Raw genomic sequence first — 16,571 nt, forward strand, 5'->3', positions numbered from 1 at the left:
CCCCGACTTGGTGGTGTCGTTTACCCGTTAGAGCCCGAGTTCCCGACCCAGCACGAGATGCTGGATCTCGGAGGTCCCCTCCCCGATCTCCATGAGCTTCGCGTCGCGGTAGAACCGCTGGGGGGCGAAGTCCTCGGTGTAGCCGTAGCCGCCGAGCACCTGCACGGCGTCCTCCGCGACCTCGCGGGAGATCTCGGAGGCGTCGAGCTTGGCGAGCGAGGAGATGCGCGTCACGTCACGCCCGTCGTCGTACTCGACGGCGGACTTGTGGGTGAGCAGGCGCGCCCGCTCGATCTTGCGGTCCATGTCCACGATCTTGTCGCGGATGGCGTCGAACTTCGAGATGGGCTTGCCGAACTGCTCGCGCTGTTTCGAGTAGTCGCGTGCGGCCTCGAAGGCACCCTGCGCGAGCCCGGTCGACAGCGCGGCGATGGAGATGCGCCCGCCGTTGAGCGTCTTCATCGTCTGGGTCCACCCCTCGCCCTCCTCGCCGAGCAGGCGCTCTTCGGGAATACGGAGGTCGTCGAACTGGATCTCACACGTGGGCGAGGCGTTCAGGCCCATCTTGTCCCAGAGCGTGGTGACCTCGAACCCGTCGTCGTTCCGCGGGTCGACGATGAACGTGGAGATGCCGTCGTACCCCTCGCCGGGGTCGGTGACGGCCTTCACGAGGATGCTCCCGGCCTCCGAGGCGTTCGTGATGAACTGTTTCGTGCCGTTGATGACGTACTCGTCCCCCTCTTTGACGGCCATCGTGTCCATGTCGGAGGCGTCGGAACCGGAGCCGGGTTCGGTGAGCGCCCACGCGCCGATGTACTCGCCGGAGGCGAGCGGCGTCAGCCAGCGCTCCTTCTGGGCCTCGGTCCCGAACTTGTAGATGGGCATCGAGGCCAGCGAGGTGTGGGCGACGTACGAGAGGCCGATGGAGCCGGAGACGCGACCGAGCTCCTCGGCGACGAGGGCGTACATGAGGTAGTCGCCGCCGGCACCCCCGTACTCCTCGGGGACGGGGACGCCCATGAGATCCAGCTCCGCGAGCTGGTCGAAGATCTCCGCCGGGTACCGGTGTTCGTTCTCGATCTCCTGTGCGATGGGAGCGATCTCCTCCTCACAGAAATCGCGCACCATGTCGCGGATCATCCGGTGCTCAGCAGGGAGGTCGAAATCCATGGCAAAATTTTCGATGGGGAGAAGATAAAGCCACCGACGGGTCGCGGGGAAGGCATATACGGCTCCCCGGCCTCGATTGCAGTAATGGCATTCCGGCGGTTCCTGCGCGGCCGTGTCCCCTGGCCGACCCTCGAAGCGATCGCTCGCGAGCTGGGCGAGCGCTACGACGAGGAACCCGTCCACGTCACCTTCCTCGAGGCGGACAACTGGCTGTCGACCCCCTTCGTCGTCAACGAGCAGTGGTTCGTGAAGGTCATCTCCGAGCAGAACTCCTTCGTCCACGCCCTGCTGACGACGGGCCGGAACCTCGGCGCGTTCACCTCCGGTACCCCGGGGTTCTTCGAGCACTTCGGGACCCCCTACGAGATGGCGAAACACGAACTCGAAGCGACCCGCACGATGCGCTCGCTCGGGGTGAACGCCCCCGCCCCCGTCGAGGCGTTCGAGCACGACGGGCTCGGCGTGCTCGTCCTCGAGTACCTCCCCGACTTCCGCACCCTCGACGAGCTCGACGCCGAGGAGGTCACGAAGCTCGCTCCCACGCTGTTCACCCGGCTCGCGACCATGCACGACAACGGCCTCGCCCACGGCGACTTCCGCGAGGAGAACGTGCTCGTCTCGGGCGGGGAGCTCTACTTCATCGACGCGACGAGCGTGCGCGAGGCCGCCATCGCGGACGCCCGGGCGTACGACATCGCGTGCGCGCTCGGCGCGCTGGCCCCACACATCGGCGCCGCGCGTGCCGTCGCCGCCGCGCTCGACGCCTACGACGTGGAGGTCCTCCTCGAAGCGCGTGATTTTTTGGATTTCGTCAACCTCCGCCCGGACCACGACTTCGACAGCGCGAGCGTGAAAGGCGAGATCGAGAAGGCCGGTCAGTAGGCGCCACCGCCGCCACCGCCGCCGGCCCCGTCGTCCTCCGTGGGGGTCGGCGTGGCTGTCGGCGTGGCATCCCCTTCGGTCGGCGTCTCGTCCCCGACGACGAGCGTCCCGCTCATCCCCGAGGCGCGGTGGGGGTTGCAGTAATACTCGTAGACTCCGGCGGTGTCGAAGGTGTTCGTCATGACGTACCCCTCCTCGTGGGTGTAGAGCCCCGTGCCGCGCCAGTCGCTGTCGTTCGGCCGACTGTCGAGCGTGACGCTGTGCCCGCCGGAGGCCCACGTCCACTTCACCGTCGCCCCCACCTCCACCTGGAGCTCCGCGGGGTCGAAGACGAGGGCACCGCCGGGGCCGACGACGACCTCGTAGTCGGCCGCCACCTCCTGTTGCTGTTCGGGTTCCGCCGTCTCCGTCGCCGGGTCGCTCCCCCCGCCACCACCGCCACCGAGACACCCCGCCAGCCCGGCGGCGAGCGTGAGGCCCCCGACCCGAAGGAGAGCTCGTCGTGTGCTATCGTGGGTCACGCCCAGAATGTTGGGTGAGATGGTATATCAGGCTTCCCGTCCGAAGCGGTCGCTCCGCGGGTCGGTTCGAAGCGGTGGCGAAGGGGGGGAGAGGTGGGGGGAACCGAGGACCGGGCTTCCTCGGTAAATGCGGTGGGCATTTTTCGCCGTCACGACGAGAAAAGCGTCGTTTCGGCAACTAGGGCTACTCCGGTATAGGGTATAAAGTCTTGCCCTCTAGAGACGGTGAACGTGGGTGTTCAGTCGGGGGGTGCGCGACGGATTCGGCCCTCGCGGCGCGCGGGACCACTCGACGCCCGTCCGCCGGGTCAGAGCCCGAGTTCCTCGCGCAACGCGGCCTCGAGGTTGTCCAGTTCCCCATCGAGGTTGCGTTTGAAGAACGACTCTACCCCGGGGACCCGCCCGTCGACGACGAACCGGTTCGTGAGCAGCGTCTTCCCGCCCGACTCGGAGAGCTCGTGTTCGCCCATCACGCGCATCACCTTCGACCGGCCGACGAACCGGACGTACTCCTCCTCCTCGCGGTCGGTCTCCTCGGTGTCGATGGCGATGGTGCGGTCGACGAGCGGGATCGGGAGCTTCACGTGCCACGTCGCCGTGTTCTCGCCGGTCGTCTCGAAGTCCGAGACGACGCTGATGGGGCGGGCGCGCTTCTCCGGGTCGGCAATAAACGCCCAGACGGCCGCCCGTGGTGCATCGAGTTCGAAGGTCCGCTCGACCCGTACGGTCATGGCGGAACGTCTCGGGGAGGGACTAAAAGAACGCTTATTCGGGCGTAACGCGCCAGGTCGTCGAGCGTGCACGGCCCCACTTCTCGATCTCGACGTCATCGGACCGCTCGGCGAGTCGCGGGAGTCGCGAGCCCACCTGCTTCGCCGTCAGCCCGATCGCGTCGGCGATGTTCTTCGCGCGGAAATACTGCTCACCGACGGACACCTGATCGCGCAGGTACGAGAGGATGCGTTCGTCCTCGTCGCTGAAGTCGGCCATACACGAAGTAGGGGTTTGAGGTTCTTAACGCTATTTGTAGAGTCAGAACGTGTGGCGTAGACGGCTAGTCGTAGAGGTGGAGTGCGGCGATCGCGAGCGCGCCCGCGGCCATCGCGAGGGCGAACCCCCAGCCGGAGGCGAGCTGGTCGCCACCCATCGCCGCGACGTACATCACGACCGCACCGAGGAGGCCGAGGATGCCGAACAGGACACTGAAGCCGATACGCTTGTCCGAAGCCGGAGCCGTTTCCATACCGCGCTCTTCCGGCGACGGTGACTTAAGCCCCCCGTTCGTGGCGACGGCGTTTTCGTCCCCCGGCCGAGGCCAGAACCCATATGTCCGTCCGTCGTGTTCCCCCACCAAATGGCACTCCGTGCGCTGTTGTTCGGCACGAAGCTGAAAGCCGCCGTCACCGTCGTCGGGCTGCTCGCCGCGAGCATCGGCGGGGCGTTCGCCGTCGGGCTCGTCGGCGTCCCGAGCGTCGTCGCCGTCGAGAACAGTTTCGGCGCGGTGGACGACCAGACGACGGTGGTGAACACCGACCTCGTCGTGAACAATCCGAACCCCATCGGTATCCGACTGGGTGACACGACGGTGAACTACACCGTCAAGATGAACAACGTCTCCATGGCCGCCGGCCAGAAGGAGGGGCTCGCAATCGGGACGGGGAACACCACCCTCGAGTTCTCGACGCGGATGGACAACACCAAGATCCCCGACTGGTGGGTCACCCACGTCCGCAACGGGGAGACCACGAACGTCACCGTCGACGCCCGGATACGGACCTCCATCCTCGGGAACCGGCAGTTCGACCTGAGCCAGCGCCAGCAGGTCCAGACCGACATCATCTCGCAGTTCAACTCCGACGAGACGCGCCCCGTGAACGGCCCCTCCTCGCCCGTCTTCTCGAACCCGATGCTCTACGTGAACGAGACGAGCGCGGAGTGGGGCTCCGTGACCCAGCAGGAGACGCCCATCGACATGCAGTTCGTCGCCTACAACCCCCAGACTCAGCCGTACACCATCACGGAGGTGGAGTCCGTCATCTACATGAACGACATCGAGGTGGGCCGCGCGGTGACCGACCAGCCGTACGTCATCGAGGGCGGGACCACCGAGACGATGCAGGTCGCGGCGGCCATCGACAACTCCAAACTCGACGACTGGTGGGTGAGCCACCTCGAACGGAACCAGGTGACACAGCTGCGCATCGAGTTCTTCGCCACCGTCCGGCTCCCGACGGGCAACACGATCCGCGTCCCGCTCGACCAGCTCACCTACGAGCGCACCATCGAGACGGACATCTTCGGGACCAAAGGCGAGGCGGCGAGTTCGGGGAGCACCGACGCGAGTGGTGAGACGACGCCCACCCCCGAGGCGACCCCGACGCCCACGCCGACCGAGGACGGCGGACTCGTCGGCACGGACACGCCCATCACCGGCGGCTCCGGGGGGTCGACCACCCCGACACCGACGCCCACCGACGACGGCGGCCTCCTTGCCATCCAGGCACAGGAGGGCGATACGTTTTAGTTATCTCGCTCATATGAGGGAGATACATGACACGGAGTACCCAGTCTCCTGATCGAGTTCTCCACGCGTGATGAAACACGCGTAAGTGCGGACGGTGAAACGGTGTTCCTGACGATCGCTGGCGAGACCCACGAGCTGTCGCGCCGCGCAGCGCGCGAGCTGCAGGGTGCCATCGGCGACGCGCTGGTCGAACGCAAGGAGTTCTTCCGGACCAGCGGCGAGTATCGGGAGGACGGCAGCTACGTCGTCGCCAGACGCGGGGCCGATTCGGCCGGCAACGCGAAGGTGTTCGACTCCTTCGACCGGGTGAAACGGCTCTACGAGCGCCTGCCGCGTGCGTTCTCCGCCGAGGACGTGAGCCGGACCGGCATCACGGGCTCCAGACGGCACATGCTGATTCGCCACTTCGCGGAGCACCCGGCGTTCGACTGTTCGGTGACCTGCCGGAACCCGCTGACGGTCGAGAAGAACGAAGCGGTAGATGCCGACGGAGAGCGTGAGCTCCCCGCGGCCGCGGCCGACTAGGAGATCGAGACGTACTCGCTCTCCTCGTTGAGCGCGAGGTTCGTCGCGATCTCGGCGTTCCGAACCGCGTACTGTGCGGTCTGCTGGAGCGAGACGAGCACCTCACGCACGCGCAGGAGGTCCTCGTTCGGCATCTCCGGGAGGTCGTTGAGGATCTCCCGCTGGCGGTCTTCGATCTCCCGGAAGAGCCGTCGGGTCTGGATGGCCAGGTCGTAGTCCCGCTCCACGGCGGAGGTGACCCCCTTCTCCGTCACCTCGTTCACGTCGTCGGTGAACTCGCGGATCTTCCGCATCGTCGCCTGGTCGACGTTCAGCGAGTGGCCCTCCGTCTCGAGGACGATCTCGGCGATGTCCTCCGCGTTGTCGGCCGTGAGCTCCAGGTTCTTCGCGATGGAGCGGTAGCCGATGAGCGGGAACCCCGAGTCGAGCCCCACGGCCCGGGCGAGATTCGGGTTCTGGTAGGCCGTGAAGATGAGTCGGAGGAGCAGGACGAAGATCTTGTTCGCCTGCCGCTCCCGGTTGAGCGCGCGCTGTGCGAGGTCTGGATTGCCGTGTGCGAGCGCCTTGATGGCCTCGTTGCGCATCGTGCTGCCCGTCGACTCCAATCGAAGCAGCAGGTTATCGAGCGTGAAGTCCTCGGGGTCGACCGAACACCGGATGGAGATGCGCTCTGGCGTCTCCTCGATGACGCCGAGCCCCATGAGCTGGGTCTCGGCGTTGTAGACGGCGTTGATGGTCGTGGAGTCGAGCGTTCCACCCTCCGCGACCTCGACCATGATGACGCGGCGACCGAGCACGTACTGCGCGAGGATGGCGCGCTCGACGGCGTCGGCTTCGAGCTCGTCCGCGTGGATGATCGCCTCCGACTCCTCCTGCTGGACCGATTCGGGCATGACGGTGAGCGTCCCCTTCCCCCCGATGCGGAGCGAGACCTCGTCCCCCTTCTCGACGTTCTGGGCCTTCGCCCACTCCGCCGGGAGCGTCATCGCGAGGGTCGAAGGGCCCAGCCGCTGGACTTTCCGGGTTTCCATATCCTCTCTGGGGTTCCTATGCCCTTAATCTTCACTATACATTCGATGCCATATTTCGATACCTCTAGGCGACGTGAACATACGGAGCCGAAAGAAAGGGTTCAGCGGGGGCTCAGGCGACCTTCAACAGCCGCCGCTCGAACTTCCCGACGCGGACCCGGATCCACCCGCGGAGGTCCTCGTCGAGTTCGGGGTCGCCGGTGTCCACGCGGAGCGTCCCGGTGTCGTCCAGTTTCCGGCGAGAGGCGACCACTTCGACCTCCGACTGGCGGATGACGGGCGGGGAGATCTGGGGGTTCCCGCGTCCGAAGATGAACCCCTGGCCCCCGATGGGGGAGACGACGATGACGTTCCGCTCCCCGAGGGTGGCGAGGATCTCCGACTCCGTGGCGTCACGGACGAGCACCTCCCCGTCGCGCCACACGTCCACGCCCAGCGGCGTCCCGTCGAACCCGAGTTCCCGCTTCACCGCATCGAGCGTCGACCCCGGCCCGAGGACGTACGTCACGCCGTCCTCGACGTCGGCCGCGACGGCCTCCGCGAGCTGTTCGACCGTCCCGCCACCGATCTGTTTCGAGGACTGCAGGTCCTCCCCGACAGGGACCCTCGCCAGCGCCTTCAGCTCCGTGTTCACATCTCCCCCTCTGAACGCGTCCTCGTCGATGTCGTTCACTTCCCGGCGCTCGACCCGGTCGAAGGAGACGGCGAGCCGGCCCGCCGCACGCGGGGTGACGGCGAAGACGGAGGAGTAGACCTTGACCCCCGCAGGGACCCCGAGCATCGGGGTCTCCGTATCGAGTTCTTCGAGCGTCTCGGCCACGTCGACGGCCGTGCCGTCCCCCCCGACGAACAGCACGAGGTCGACCCCGGCGTCCACGAGCCGTCGGACCGCCTCGCGGGTGTCCTCGCGTGAGGTGCTCTCGCCCGGCTCCCCGACCACGACCGGGTCGAACCCCGCCTCGCGCGCCTCGTCCGCGCCCATGACCCCGCCGTAGGCGTAGAGTTCGAGCGCCTCCCCCTGCTCGCGCAGGTGGGCGAGCGCCTCCACGGCTCGCTCGGGGGCGCGCGGCTCCGCACCGCGGGCGCGGGCCTCCTCCACCTTGTTGTCCGTGCCCTTCAGCCCGACACGACCGCCCATTCCGGCGATGGGGTTCACCACGACCCCGATTCGTCGCATGGGCGGGGTTCGGTCGGGTGGGGGAAAAGCGGCCCGGTGGCCGAGAACGAATCACCTAAGGGAGCCCCTGCGGTACGGATGCACATGATTCCACTCCAGCAGGGCGTCGACGCCATCGCCATCAACACCGCGGGCTGGGCCATGCTCATCGGCGGCCTCCTCGTGACGGCCGCGTGGCTCGCGAAACTGTATCGATAGGACCGCTACACGAGCGTCGCGTTCTCCCGCAGCCACGCCGCCGCGTCAGCGACCGCCGTCTCGTCCTCGCTTTCGAGTTTTACCCGGACGCTCTCGCCGGGGTACGAGCCCACCTTCACGTCGAACCGCTCCCGGAGCGTCTCGAACCGGGAGATGAGCGCGCTCTCCGGTTCGTCGACGGCGACGAACTCGACGTGGCGTTTCGTCCCCGAGAAGTCGTCGGCGACCGACTCGAACATCGCCTTCATCTCGTCGGGGACGCCCGGGAAGACGTACACCGATTCGAGCCGGCAGCCGGGGGCGACGCCCACCTCGTTGTGGAGCGGCGTGGCGCCGACGGGGAGTTCGGCGGTCCCCGTCGCGAGGTCCTCGTTGGAGTAGCCACCGTGTTCCGCCAGCCAGTCGAGCGCCTCCGCGTTCGGCTCCACCGCCCGACCGAACGCCGCGGCGACCGCCTCCATCGTCAGGTCGTCGTGGGTCGGGCCGAGCCCGCCGGTGACGATGACGGCGTCGTACTCCGCGTGGTACTCGTTGACGACGCGGGCGATGTCCGCCTTCCTGTCGGGGACGACGGTGGCCCGTTCGACGGTGACGCCCCGTTCGTCGAGGCGGGAGCCGAGCCAGGCAGCGTTCGTGTTGACCGTGTCACCGGCGAGCAGTTCGTCGCCGACGGTGACGAGCGCGACGCGCATGGAGACCGATTCGGGGCGGAGCCTAATCAGCCCATCCCCCTCGGTCGGGGAAATCAGCCCATCCCCGGTGGCGGCCCGCGGTCATCGTCCTCTATCTCGACGTCGACCCCCACCTCCTCGCGCTTGGCGACCGTCCGGCTGATCTCGCGGTAGTAGTAGAGCGCCCCGGCGACCCCAGCGGTCCCGAAGACGAGGACGATGCCACCGAACAGCAGCAGGTCACGCTCCAGATACCACCGGACGATGAGCACGTTGGTCGTCACCGAGTCCCACTGCAGGGTGACGCGGTCGTCGGCGAGCGTGGAACTACTGGGGTCCGGCGTCACCCGCGAGAGCAACGGGTAGTTCACCCGGGCGCTCGGGGGGAGCGTCACCGAGTACGAGCCCTTCACGAACGTCGGGGTGGCGACCTGCTTCCCGTTGCGCGGCGTGGTGAAGGCGACCTGCCCGGACTCGTTCGTCGGGATGGAGACGATCGTCCGCTGGCGCGTCTTCCGGACGGCGAGCTTGCCGGGGGCCGGCGCCGTCGTCCCGTTCGGGTAGACGAACGCCGAGACAGCCTCCTCGTCCTCGACGCGCATCACGAGCCGCGTGCCGTTCGCGTACTGGAACTGCAGCGCCCGGACATCGAGCGGGACGTCCGTCCCGAGCGTGTCGCGGGTGTAGAACTCGATGGTGTAGTTCCCCTCCATCGAGCCCGTGGTGCGGTTCGCCACCGAGTAGACCGCAGTGTAGTTCTCCGACGTGACGTCGAGGTGGGCGTCGCTCCCGGTGTCCCAGTCGTAGTTCGCGTCAGCCGCGAGTTCCTCGGGGCTCGCGGGCGAGGGGCCGAGGACGGAGCTACACCCCGCTGTGAGCGCGAGGAGGGCGAGCGCGACGAGCGGGAGCCATCTCTTCATGGAATAATGCAGAGCAGTTCCGACGGCAGATGCGGACCGATGTCCGCGAGGATGCCCGGCGGGTCCGTCCCCTCACGGCAGACGATGCTCTGTTCGAGCAGACCGAGTCGCTCGACGGTGACGATGTCCTGCGCGTGGCCCGCGCGGTTGACGGTCGCCCGGACCTCCGCGCGCGTGGCGCTGTTGACGTTCACGCGACCCGTGCCGCGCGTCCAGTCGTAGAGCCGGTCGCGCTCGGCGTCCGCCAGCCGGGAGGGCTCACCCGTCTCCCCCTGTACGAACCGCAGGGGCATGTGCTGGACCAGCCCGAACCGTTTGCGGATCTGGGAGGCCGTCCCGGAGCCGAGCCCGAGCTCCTCCTTCGGGATGCGGATCGGCTCGCCCGCATCGAGGACGAGGAAGTCGTCGTCCCACGATTCGAGCGTTCCGACGTACACTTCACCGGCCTCGCGGTGGGGTGTGATGGCCCCCCACTCCTCGCGCAGGAGATTCCGGGCGACCGTCGCGTCCTCGCCCGTGACCGTCACGGACGGGAAGTCGTCGTCGCGCAGCCCCACGTCGAACTCGACGTCGAGCCCCGAGAGCTCGTTGCCGACGAGCGACGTGAGCGAGTCGAGTGCCCGTTCGCGGGCCGCTCCCCCGATGTAGCATTTGGTAGCGAGGACGACCATTACGCCTCGGCTTCCGGCACGATGTTCAGTTCGTCGCGGAGCTCGTCGATGCGTTCGTCCATCGCCTCGACGAGCCGGTCGTTGCCCATGTCCACCAGCTGATTGCCGCAGTTGGGACACTGGAAGCCGAAGTCCATCGCCTCACCGAACTCGAACCGGAGGGAACACTGCTCACACAGGTAGAACTCGTGGTCCTGTTCGTACTCGCGGCGGACCTCCAGCGCGTCCAAAAGGCGGTGCATCTCCGACTCCAGCTTCTCCGGGATGTTGTCGTACTCGAACGTCCAGAGATAGGTGAGCCAGCCGGAGTCCTCGTCGCGCAGGCGGCGGTACGACGCCAGGTCGTTCTCGTAGAGAATGAACAGCGCCCGTCGCACGTCGTTGAGTTCCAGCCCCAGTTCCTCGGCGAGTTCCTCGTCGGTGACCTCGCCATCCGGCGGTGCGGCCGCGACCGGCATCCCGGTCGGCCCCACCAGCTCGTGGAGGTACTTCTGGATGACAGGGTCCGAAAGGAGTTCCTCAAAAGCCATTAGGGGGAAATCCGGCCGGTACGTGTTTAAAAGATTCGGAGCGCGCGAGGTGCGAAGTGCTTGCGTCAGCAAGCACGAGTACCTCGAGATGGCGAACGGTGAGGATGCGGAGCAAAGCTCCGCAGACGAACCGTGAGCAGCGCGCGAGACGTGAACGAGGCGAGCGTCCCGAAATGCCGAGCGGTGACGACGCGGGCCGCAGGGCCGCGAGTAACCGTCAACCCCCGAGGAACCGGTTCAGTTCGCGAAACTCCTCGGGCGAGAGGATGACCTCCGTCTCGAACGCATCGAACCGCTCGAAGTCGTCGTCGATAGTCAAGACCGTGGTCACGCCTTCTTCGATAGCCACCTGCGCGTAGTAGCCGTCCCAGCCACCGACGTTCGCGTCGCTCGCCAGAGCGAGCCCGTCCCTGACGACGGATTCGGGTATGCCGTCGTACCAGTGGATTCGTCGTGCGTCCATGAAGTTCTGTAAAAGTCGAGACGCGTCCTCGTTCGATAACCCGTAGTACGTCGTCAGGACGGTGTGCGCACCGAACACTGCAGGATACGGGACGACAGCGTCGATATCACCGGTGATCGCGTCTCGGACGTACGAAAGCGCCGCGTCGCGGACGGGGGCGTCCGTGTGTGCGAGGGCGATGACCCCGACATCGAAGAGATACGGGCCGTTGGTATCACTCATCGTCGCGCTCGTTCGCACCGCGCCGAACGGCATCTCTGTGCTTCCGAGCGATGGGGTCTTCGTCGAGTGGAGCTGTTTCCCGCCGTTTCGGGGCAGTCTCCTCGATCAGATTCTCCATGCGCTCGATAACCCGTTCAGGGTCGTCTTCGGGTTCGACGACCGCCTTCCCCCCCTCTTCGTGTACCGCTACCTCCATGCCGGGTGTGATGCCGAGACGCTCTCTCACCTCCCGCGGAAGGACGATTCGACCTTTCGAATCCACCGTGACCATATTCCCACTACGAGTGGGAAATTAATGGGCGTTGTGGTCACTGCGGAATCAATCGATGTTCAGACCACACCTATCGACAGCGGGAGTAGGCGAACAGCGACCCTACTCCTCGCTCGGGTCGACGACCTTCTTCCCCGTCGCCTTCGGGACCACCTTCCGGTCGGCGTCGGGCCACTCCTGCTCTAACTCCTGTCCTTCGAACAGCCGGTCCAAGAACACCGCGAGCCCCGCGACCTCCGAGTGGGGCTGGTTCGTCACACCGACGTTGTAGTCCGCCCACTCGTAGACATCGAACGGGACCTTCTCACCCCCGACGACGACGAGGAGGGGGGCCTCGGCGTGGTCCGCACGGATATCGCTTTCCACGTCCTGAATCGGGAGCCCGTACATCGTGAGGTGCACGATGGGCCCCTCCCACTCGCGCACCAGTTGCTTCGGGGAGTCGGTGAGCTCGACCGCGAAGGGGCCGCCGAAGCGGGCGGTGATGTCGGCGACGGTGTCGCGCGACTGGCCGGCGTTGTCGGGGAAATAGACCCGGTCGGCGCCGAGCGCTCGCGCGGTGAGTCCGACGTGCGTCGTCATCCGTTCGTCGCGGCCCGGCCGGTGGGAGAGCCGGAGGACCGCGAGTTCGTGTTCACCCTGCATACCCGCGCTGGGCGACGGACGGGCTAAGGGGTTTCCTTCCGGACCGGAAGGCACTTTCCGACACCCCGAGAGCCTCGGAATATGGACCTTACCGGTCAACGCATCTGCATCACTGGCGGCGCGGGCTTCGTCGGCTCGCATCTCGCCGAGTTCCTCGTCGCGGAGAACGACGTGGTCGTCGTGGACGACTTCCGGAACAGCCGCCGCGAGTGGGTACCGGACGACGCCGAGGTCGTCGAAGGTGACCTCACCGATCCCGCGACGACGGAGGCTGCCATCACGCCCACGACGGACCTCGTCTTCCATCTCGCCGCGGACAAATCCGCCAGCCGCGACGAGCTCGGGCAGTTCAGGGGCAACACCGCCATCACCGAGGCCGTCATCGACCGGATGGACGCCGTGGGTGTCTCGCATATCGCGTACACCTCCTCCTCCGTGGTGTACGGGGAGGCCCCGCGCCCCACGCCCGAGGACTACGCCCCGCTCGAACCCATCTCCATCTACGGCGCGTCGAAGCTCGCGGAGGAGTCTCTCCTCTCCGTGTTCGCCCACAGCCACGACTTCACCGTCTGGAACTTCCGGTTCGCCAACATCGTCGGTCCGCGGCTCCAGCTCGGCGCCGTGATCCCGGACTTCATCGACAAGCTCTCACACACCCCGGATGAGCTCGAGATCCTGGGGGATGGCCGCCAGGAGAAGTCGTACATGCATATCGACGACTGCGTGGCGGCGATGTGCCACGTCGTCGAACACGCCGACAAGCCCGTGAACACCTACAATCTGGGGACCCGGACGACCACGTCGGTGACGCGAATCGGCGAGATCGTCGCCGAGGAGATGGGGCTCGACCCCACGTTCACCTTCACCGGCGGCGACCGCGGCTGGACCGGGGACGTGCCGCGGATGCGGCTCTCCATCGAGAAGCTCTCCGCGCTCGGCTACGAGCCCGAGCAGTCCTCCGACGACGCCGTCCGGCAGGCCGTCCGGGAGCTGATCCCCGAACACGCCCACTGACCCGGCGTCAGACCGAGAACGGCGTCTCCGCGCGCACGTCGCGCTCCTGGACCCGCAGCTCCGCGATCGCGGTGTAATCGCCCGACTCGGGCTCCGGCCACGCCTCCTCGAAGACGGCCTCCTCGCCCGGCTCGAACCGCGCGGGCTGCATCACCTGCGTGAACAGCCGACCCCGGGAGAAGCGCCACACCTCCTCACCGTCGAGATCGACGACGACGAAATCCGCCTGACAGCTGTCGCGGAACGTCACCGTCACGGGATCGTCGCCCGCGTTGGTCACGGTGAACCGGAAGGTGACGCCCTCGCCGACGGTGACATCGAGTGACCCGGTAAGCATGCTACCACTTGGCGTTCGTCCCACAAATCGCTATGGGACGGAACTCTTGATCTCTACGGGCGGGATTTGGCAGCCCGGTGTGGGGAGTTCCTCTTTGTACCGCAGGTGACGGGTCCGCAAACAGGGTTTCGAAAGCCCCCGGTCGCTCGCGGTCGCTGCGCGAGATATCCGCGCACGCGATAGGGCTCGCGCAGGCGACTCTCCTCCGGCGCGAGCGCCCGGCCCCTTTCAGTCCACCCGAATTGGCTGTTCGGCAGGCCATCGGGAGTCGGCTGTTCGGCCAGCCACCGCAGGTCGGCCCTCCGATATTTCACCGCGGGGTGGGATTGAAAGGGGCGACGCGGTGGGGGAAGGCGCGCACCGACAAGCACCGCAGGGAGCGCTAGCGACTGAGGAGCGCAGCGGGCGCACCGACCCCAGCGCGTCGGGGCTTTCTACCTGTTGTCGGTGGACCCGTTTCCTGCAGTCAAAAAGCAAGTCGGGGCTTTCGAAGTAGTGTTGGCAGTTACCGTAGCACAACAAGAGAGGACTCTCGAAAGTAGACATCCGAGTCAGACGAGTAAACACCATCAGAGCGCCACGTCTTTTTACCGCTACGCCCTATCCCGGATGTGCAAGTCGTCGGCTACGACGCCGCCCCGGACCCCGCCCTCTACCTCGCCAGCGACGGCGACGTGACCCACGAACCCCTCGAATCCGGGAGGGAGCTCTCGTACAGCCTCGGCTCCCGCCGGTGTGCGGGCACCGTCACCGACGCGGGCCATCGCGCGTGCGAACACGACCGGGCGCCCTACTGCGACCAGCACTCGTCGGTGTGGGTCTGCGCGAAGTGCACGGGGACGTGTCTCAAAGACGAGATGGACTGCGTCGAGGAGCACGCCATCTATCTCGCCGCCTTCGCTCCCGCGCTGTGGAAGGTGGGTGTCACCCGCGCGTGGCGGCTCGAGACCCGACTGCGTGAGCAGGGTGCCCAGCGCGCGGCCCACCTCCGGACCGTGAAGGACGGGCGCATCGCCCGCGAGCTGGAGGCCGAGCTGGCGGCCGAACACGACATCGTCGACCGGGTCAGGGTGCCGGACAAGCTCCCGGGGCTCGCCCGCGAGGTGGACGCCGAGGCCTGGGAGGCCTTCTACACCCAATTCGACCCCGTCGACACCTTCGCGTTCGATTACGGGCTCGACCTCACGAGCCAGCCCGTCCCCGAGACCATCGCCGCCGGCACCGTCGCCGGCGTGCAGGGGCGCGTGCTCGTGCTCGAACGCGAGGGGACCTCGTATGCGGTGGACCTCCGGGACCTCGTGGGGTACGAACTCACGGAGGGCGGCGAGACACAGGACCTCCAGTCGAGCCTCGGCGCGTGGGGATGAGACCGGGCGTGCCGTGAGGCTAGCGGCTCTTTGACCCTACAGAAGACTTATTCCCGAATATCCTGATTCGCTGATATGAACCGCGAGTCCCTCCTCGCCGCGGGTGCCGTCACCGTCGTCGTGGCGTTGCTCGTGGCGGGCGCGCTGGTCCCCGGCATCCTCGCCTCCCCCACGCAGCACGACCGGCCGGCGCGCATCGACATCGTCGAGACGACGGTCGCCGCCGGCGACGTGGGCGGGGAGACGGCGACCCTCGAGTTGACCACCTACCTCCGGCACCACGGCGGCACCGCCACGAACGTCACCGTCCGCTATCGCGCGACTGACCTCCAGACCGGCCTCGTCACCACCACCGAGACGGTCGAGGTGGGAACGCTCGAGTCCGAGCGCGAGCGCCCCGTGAACGTCAGCCTCGAGGTGCCCCGCGAGGGCGGCTACCGCATCGAGACGACCGTCTACGTCGACGGCCAGCGCCGCGAGGAAGCCCGGACCGAGGTCCGCGGTGTCGGGAGCCTCCAGCCCGACTACGCGAAGACACCCATCGCCTTCCACCGCTTCGACGGCACCATCCCCTCCGTGGAGTATCGCATCGCCGACGTGACCGGAAACCGCACCACGCTGAACGTCTCCGCGTACCTGACGAATCAGGGTGACGAGCCCGCGGGCGACCTCCGGCTCACGCTCACCGCGCGGCAGGCCGAGTCCGGCATCGTCGCGGACCGCGCCTCGATTCCGGTCGGGGAGATCCGTCCCGGCCGGACCGTCACCCCGAGCGCCGCGCTCACCGTGCCCGACGACTACAACTACTACCTCGACGCCGTGCTGTGGAAGGACGGCGTCATCGTCGGGACGGCCCGCGCCGGCGCGAACCTCGACCCGACACGGACCATCAGCGTGAACCAGACCCGCGAGTCCGTCGGGCTCGAGGTGGGCGACTTCGAGCGGGACCGCGGCCGACCCACCGAGGCCCCCCAGGCCACCGGCACCCCGATCGAGGCCAGCCAACCCGGCTTCGGCCTCCCCGCCGCGCTCACGGCACTCACGGCGCTTTCCGGTGCGGCCCTGCTCGTCCGGAGGTGGGACGCATGAGCGACGACCAACCGAGAGACACGACCATGGCAGACCCCGAGACCGACCACGAAACCGAGACGCACAGCGACGAACCCGGCAACGATGCGGACACCGAGAGCACCCGCGAGCGGTTCGAGCGCTATCTCACCTACGCGGCGCTCGGGCTGTTCGTCCTGTTCGCGCTCGTCGCCGCGGTCGGCGTCTACACCAGCATCGAGCGCGCCATCGGCATCTGGGTGACCCACGAGTTCCGGCCCTTCTTCCGGGCCGGCTTCAACCTCGTCGTGCTGCTCCTCGCGGTCGGGGGCGCGGCCCGCGTCCTCCGACGGCTGGACTGAGTCGTCTCGCAAGCCACACGTTT

22 protein-coding genes are annotated in these 16,571 nt (G+C 67.2%); 7 read left to right on the top strand and 15 right to left on the bottom strand.

Features of this window, described 5'->3' with window-relative positions; genetic code table 11:
• Positions 1-27 precede the first annotated feature (27 nt).
• Positions 28-1,170 carry an acyl-CoA dehydrogenase family protein gene (locus ACQUQR_RS05985; RefSeq protein ID WP_435195544.1) on the bottom strand — a complete coding sequence of 381 codons (1,143 nt, stop codon included), beginning with the start codon at positions 1,168-1,170 and terminating at the stop codon, positions 28-30.
• An 84-nt stretch (positions 1,171-1,254) separates the two neighbouring features.
• Here ACQUQR_RS05985 and ACQUQR_RS05990 point away from each other — a divergent pair, with 84 nt between their 5' ends.
• Entirely contained in the window at positions 1,255-2,052 is a 798-nt protein-coding gene (locus ACQUQR_RS05990; RefSeq protein ID WP_435195545.1) for an RIO1 family regulatory kinase/ATPase domain-containing protein, read from the top strand.
• On the opposite strand, the gene ACQUQR_RS05995 is transcribed toward ACQUQR_RS05990, so the two are convergent.
• The 4 genes from ACQUQR_RS05995 to ACQUQR_RS06010 form a co-directional block, all read right to left on the bottom strand.
• On the bottom strand, positions 2,046-2,573 hold the full coding sequence (locus tag ACQUQR_RS05995; protein ID WP_435195546.1) for a plastocyanin/azurin family copper-binding protein: 528 nt from the start codon (positions 2,571-2,573) through the stop codon (positions 2,046-2,048). The genes ACQUQR_RS05990 and ACQUQR_RS05995 overlap by 7 nt on opposite strands.
• A gap of 308 nt (positions 2,574-2,881) precedes the next feature.
• Positions 2,882-3,304: an SRPBCC family protein gene (locus ACQUQR_RS06000; protein WP_435195547.1), complete on the bottom strand. Its 423-nt coding sequence runs from the start codon at positions 3,302-3,304 to the stop codon at positions 2,882-2,884.
• Between the two features lie 34 nt (positions 3,305-3,338).
• The gene (locus ACQUQR_RS06005; RefSeq protein WP_435195548.1) at positions 3,339-3,563 is read right to left on the bottom strand and encodes a DUF7123 family protein; all 225 of its coding nucleotides are present in this window, start codon (positions 3,561-3,563) and stop codon (positions 3,339-3,341) included.
• A gap of 64 nt (positions 3,564-3,627) precedes the next feature.
• On the bottom strand, positions 3,628-3,816 hold the full coding sequence (locus ACQUQR_RS06010) for a DUF7525 family protein (RefSeq protein WP_435195549.1): 189 nt from the start codon (positions 3,814-3,816) through the stop codon (positions 3,628-3,630).
• 111 nt (positions 3,817-3,927) lie between these two features.
• Here ACQUQR_RS06010 and ACQUQR_RS06015 point away from each other — a divergent pair, with 111 nt between their 5' ends.
• Positions 3,928-5,097 carry an LEA type 2 family protein gene (locus ACQUQR_RS06015; RefSeq protein WP_435195550.1) on the top strand — a complete coding sequence of 390 codons (1,170 nt, stop codon included), beginning with the start codon at positions 3,928-3,930 and terminating at the stop codon, positions 5,095-5,097.
• Between the two features lie 108 nt (positions 5,098-5,205).
• A complete protein-coding gene (locus tag ACQUQR_RS06020; RefSeq protein ID WP_435196256.1) occupies positions 5,206-5,622 on the top strand; it encodes a DUF7528 family protein in 417 nt (138 codons plus the stop codon).
• Here ACQUQR_RS06020 and ACQUQR_RS06025 read toward each other — a convergent pair.
• From ACQUQR_RS06025 to ACQUQR_RS06065, 9 genes are all read right to left on the bottom strand, one after another.
• Entirely contained in the window at positions 5,619-6,653 is a 1,035-nt protein-coding gene (locus ACQUQR_RS06025; protein WP_435195551.1) for a PhoU domain-containing protein, read from the bottom strand. The two genes, ACQUQR_RS06020 and ACQUQR_RS06025, sit on opposite strands and share 4 nt — an antisense overlap.
• A gap of 112 nt (positions 6,654-6,765) precedes the next feature.
• Complete coding sequence (locus ACQUQR_RS06030; RefSeq protein WP_435195552.1) at positions 6,766-7,830, bottom strand: ATP-NAD kinase family protein; 1,065 nt, start codon at positions 7,828-7,830, stop codon at positions 6,766-6,768.
• Positions 7,831-8,033: 203 nt separating this feature from the next.
• Complete coding sequence (locus ACQUQR_RS06035) at positions 8,034-8,720, bottom strand: competence/damage-inducible protein A (protein WP_435195553.1); 687 nt, start codon at positions 8,718-8,720, stop codon at positions 8,034-8,036.
• 53 nt (positions 8,721-8,773) lie between these two features.
• On the bottom strand, positions 8,774-9,619 hold the full coding sequence (locus ACQUQR_RS06040; RefSeq protein WP_435195554.1) for a DUF5803 family protein: 846 nt from the start codon (positions 9,617-9,619) through the stop codon (positions 8,774-8,776).
• Complete coding sequence (locus ACQUQR_RS06045) at positions 9,616-10,290, bottom strand: DUF2110 family protein (protein WP_435195555.1); 675 nt, start codon at positions 10,288-10,290, stop codon at positions 9,616-9,618. Before ACQUQR_RS06045 ends, ACQUQR_RS06040 begins: the two co-directional genes overlap by 4 nt.
• Positions 10,290-10,820, bottom strand: coding sequence for a transcription factor (locus ACQUQR_RS06050; protein ID WP_435195556.1), 531 nt, complete (start codon positions 10,818-10,820; stop codon positions 10,290-10,292). The genes ACQUQR_RS06045 and ACQUQR_RS06050 overlap by 1 nt, the downstream gene beginning before the upstream one ends.
• 217 nt (positions 10,821-11,037) lie before the next feature.
• The gene (locus ACQUQR_RS06055; protein WP_435195557.1) at positions 11,038-11,505 is read right to left on the bottom strand and encodes a type II toxin-antitoxin system VapC family toxin; all 468 of its coding nucleotides are present in this window, start codon (positions 11,503-11,505) and stop codon (positions 11,038-11,040) included.
• The gene (locus tag ACQUQR_RS06060; RefSeq protein WP_435195558.1) at positions 11,498-11,776 is read right to left on the bottom strand and encodes an AbrB/MazE/SpoVT family DNA-binding domain-containing protein; all 279 of its coding nucleotides are present in this window, start codon (positions 11,774-11,776) and stop codon (positions 11,498-11,500) included. The genes ACQUQR_RS06055 and ACQUQR_RS06060 overlap by 8 nt, the downstream gene beginning before the upstream one ends.
• Positions 11,777-11,878: 102 nt before the next feature.
• The gene (locus ACQUQR_RS06065) at positions 11,879-12,421 is read right to left on the bottom strand and encodes a tRNA (cytidine(56)-2'-O)-methyltransferase (protein WP_435195559.1); all 543 of its coding nucleotides are present in this window, start codon (positions 12,419-12,421) and stop codon (positions 11,879-11,881) included.
• An 81-nt stretch (positions 12,422-12,502) separates the two neighbouring features.
• Between ACQUQR_RS06065 and ACQUQR_RS06070 the strand changes: the two genes are divergently transcribed.
• Positions 12,503-13,435: an NAD-dependent epimerase/dehydratase family protein gene (locus tag ACQUQR_RS06070; RefSeq protein ID WP_435195560.1), complete on the top strand. Its 933-nt coding sequence runs from the start codon at positions 12,503-12,505 to the stop codon at positions 13,433-13,435.
• Between the two features lie 7 nt (positions 13,436-13,442).
• Here the strand turns inward: ACQUQR_RS06070 and ACQUQR_RS06075 are convergent, their stop codons facing one another.
• A complete protein-coding gene (locus ACQUQR_RS06075) occupies positions 13,443-13,772 on the bottom strand; it encodes a BsuPI-related putative proteinase inhibitor (RefSeq protein WP_435195561.1) in 330 nt (109 codons plus the stop codon).
• Between the two features lie 611 nt (positions 13,773-14,383).
• Between ACQUQR_RS06075 and ACQUQR_RS06080 the strand changes: the two genes are divergently transcribed.
• The 3 genes from ACQUQR_RS06080 to ACQUQR_RS06090 all read left to right on the top strand — a co-directional run bounded on the left by ACQUQR_RS06080 (position 14,384) and on the right by ACQUQR_RS06090 (position 16,548).
• Positions 14,384-15,139, top strand: coding sequence for a DUF2797 domain-containing protein (locus ACQUQR_RS06080; protein ID WP_435195562.1), 756 nt, complete (start codon positions 14,384-14,386; stop codon positions 15,137-15,139).
• 75 nt (positions 15,140-15,214) lie between these two features.
• Positions 15,215-16,228: a DUF7490 domain-containing protein gene (locus ACQUQR_RS06085; RefSeq protein WP_435195563.1), complete on the top strand. Its 1,014-nt coding sequence runs from the start codon at positions 15,215-15,217 to the stop codon at positions 16,226-16,228.
• A complete protein-coding gene (locus ACQUQR_RS06090) occupies positions 16,225-16,548 on the top strand; it encodes a hypothetical protein (protein ID WP_435195564.1) in 324 nt (107 codons plus the stop codon). Before ACQUQR_RS06085 ends, ACQUQR_RS06090 begins: the two co-directional genes overlap by 4 nt.
• Positions 16,549-16,571: the final 23 nt, after the last annotated feature.

The sequence above is a fragment of the Natronomonas sp. EA1 genome (genome assembly GCF_051195035.1).
Taxonomy (GTDB): domain Archaea; phylum Halobacteriota; class Halobacteria; order Halobacteriales; family Haloarculaceae; genus JBNTJV01.

Coding starts and splice junctions, on each gene's coding strand:
- ACQUQR_RS05985 (WP_435195544.1), bottom strand. CDS start 1,170: ATGGATTTCGACCTCCCTGCTGAGCACCGGATGATCCGCGACATGGTG.
- ACQUQR_RS05990 (WP_435195545.1), top strand. CDS start 1,255: ATGGCATTCCGGCGGTTCCTGCGCGGCCGTGTCCCCTGGCCGACCCTC.
- ACQUQR_RS06000 (WP_435195547.1), bottom strand. CDS start 3,304: ATGACCGTACGGGTCGAGCGGACCTTCGAACTCGATGCACCACGGGCG.
- ACQUQR_RS06005 (WP_435195548.1), bottom strand. CDS start 3,563: ATGGCCGACTTCAGCGACGAGGACGAACGCATCCTCTCGTACCTGCGC.
- ACQUQR_RS06010 (WP_435195549.1), bottom strand. CDS start 3,816: ATGGAAACGGCTCCGGCTTCGGACAAGCGTATCGGCTTCAGTGTCCTG.
- ACQUQR_RS06015 (WP_435195550.1), top strand. CDS start 3,928: ATGGCACTCCGTGCGCTGTTGTTCGGCACGAAGCTGAAAGCCGCCGTC.
- ACQUQR_RS06025 (WP_435195551.1), bottom strand. CDS start 6,653: ATGGAAACCCGGAAAGTCCAGCGGCTGGGCCCTTCGACCCTCGCGATG.
- ACQUQR_RS06030 (WP_435195552.1), bottom strand. CDS start 7,830: ATGCGACGAATCGGGGTCGTGGTGAACCCCATCGCCGGAATGGGCGGT.
- ACQUQR_RS06035 (WP_435195553.1), bottom strand. CDS start 8,720: ATGCGCGTCGCGCTCGTCACCGTCGGCGACGAACTGCTCGCCGGTGAC.
- ACQUQR_RS06040 (WP_435195554.1), bottom strand. CDS start 9,619: ATGAAGAGATGGCTCCCGCTCGTCGCGCTCGCCCTCCTCGCGCTCACA.
- ACQUQR_RS06045 (WP_435195555.1), bottom strand. CDS start 10,290: ATGGTCGTCCTCGCTACCAAATGCTACATCGGGGGAGCGGCCCGCGAA.
- ACQUQR_RS06050 (WP_435195556.1), bottom strand. CDS start 10,820: ATGGCTTTTGAGGAACTCCTTTCGGACCCTGTCATCCAGAAGTACCTC.
- ACQUQR_RS06055 (WP_435195557.1), bottom strand. CDS start 11,505: ATGAGTGATACCAACGGCCCGTATCTCTTCGATGTCGGGGTCATCGCC.
- ACQUQR_RS06060 (WP_435195558.1), bottom strand. CDS start 11,776: ATGGTCACGGTGGATTCGAAAGGTCGAATCGTCCTTCCGCGGGAGGTG.
- ACQUQR_RS06065 (WP_435195559.1), bottom strand. CDS start 12,421: ATGCAGGGTGAACACGAACTCGCGGTCCTCCGGCTCTCCCACCGGCCG.
- ACQUQR_RS06070 (WP_435195560.1), top strand. CDS start 12,503: ATGGACCTTACCGGTCAACGCATCTGCATCACTGGCGGCGCGGGCTTC.
- ACQUQR_RS06075 (WP_435195561.1), bottom strand. CDS start 13,772: ATGCTTACCGGGTCACTCGATGTCACCGTCGGCGAGGGCGTCACCTTC.
- ACQUQR_RS06085 (WP_435195563.1), top strand. CDS start 15,215: ATGAACCGCGAGTCCCTCCTCGCCGCGGGTGCCGTCACCGTCGTCGTG.
- ACQUQR_RS06090 (WP_435195564.1), top strand. CDS start 16,225: ATGAGCGACGACCAACCGAGAGACACGACCATGGCAGACCCCGAGACC.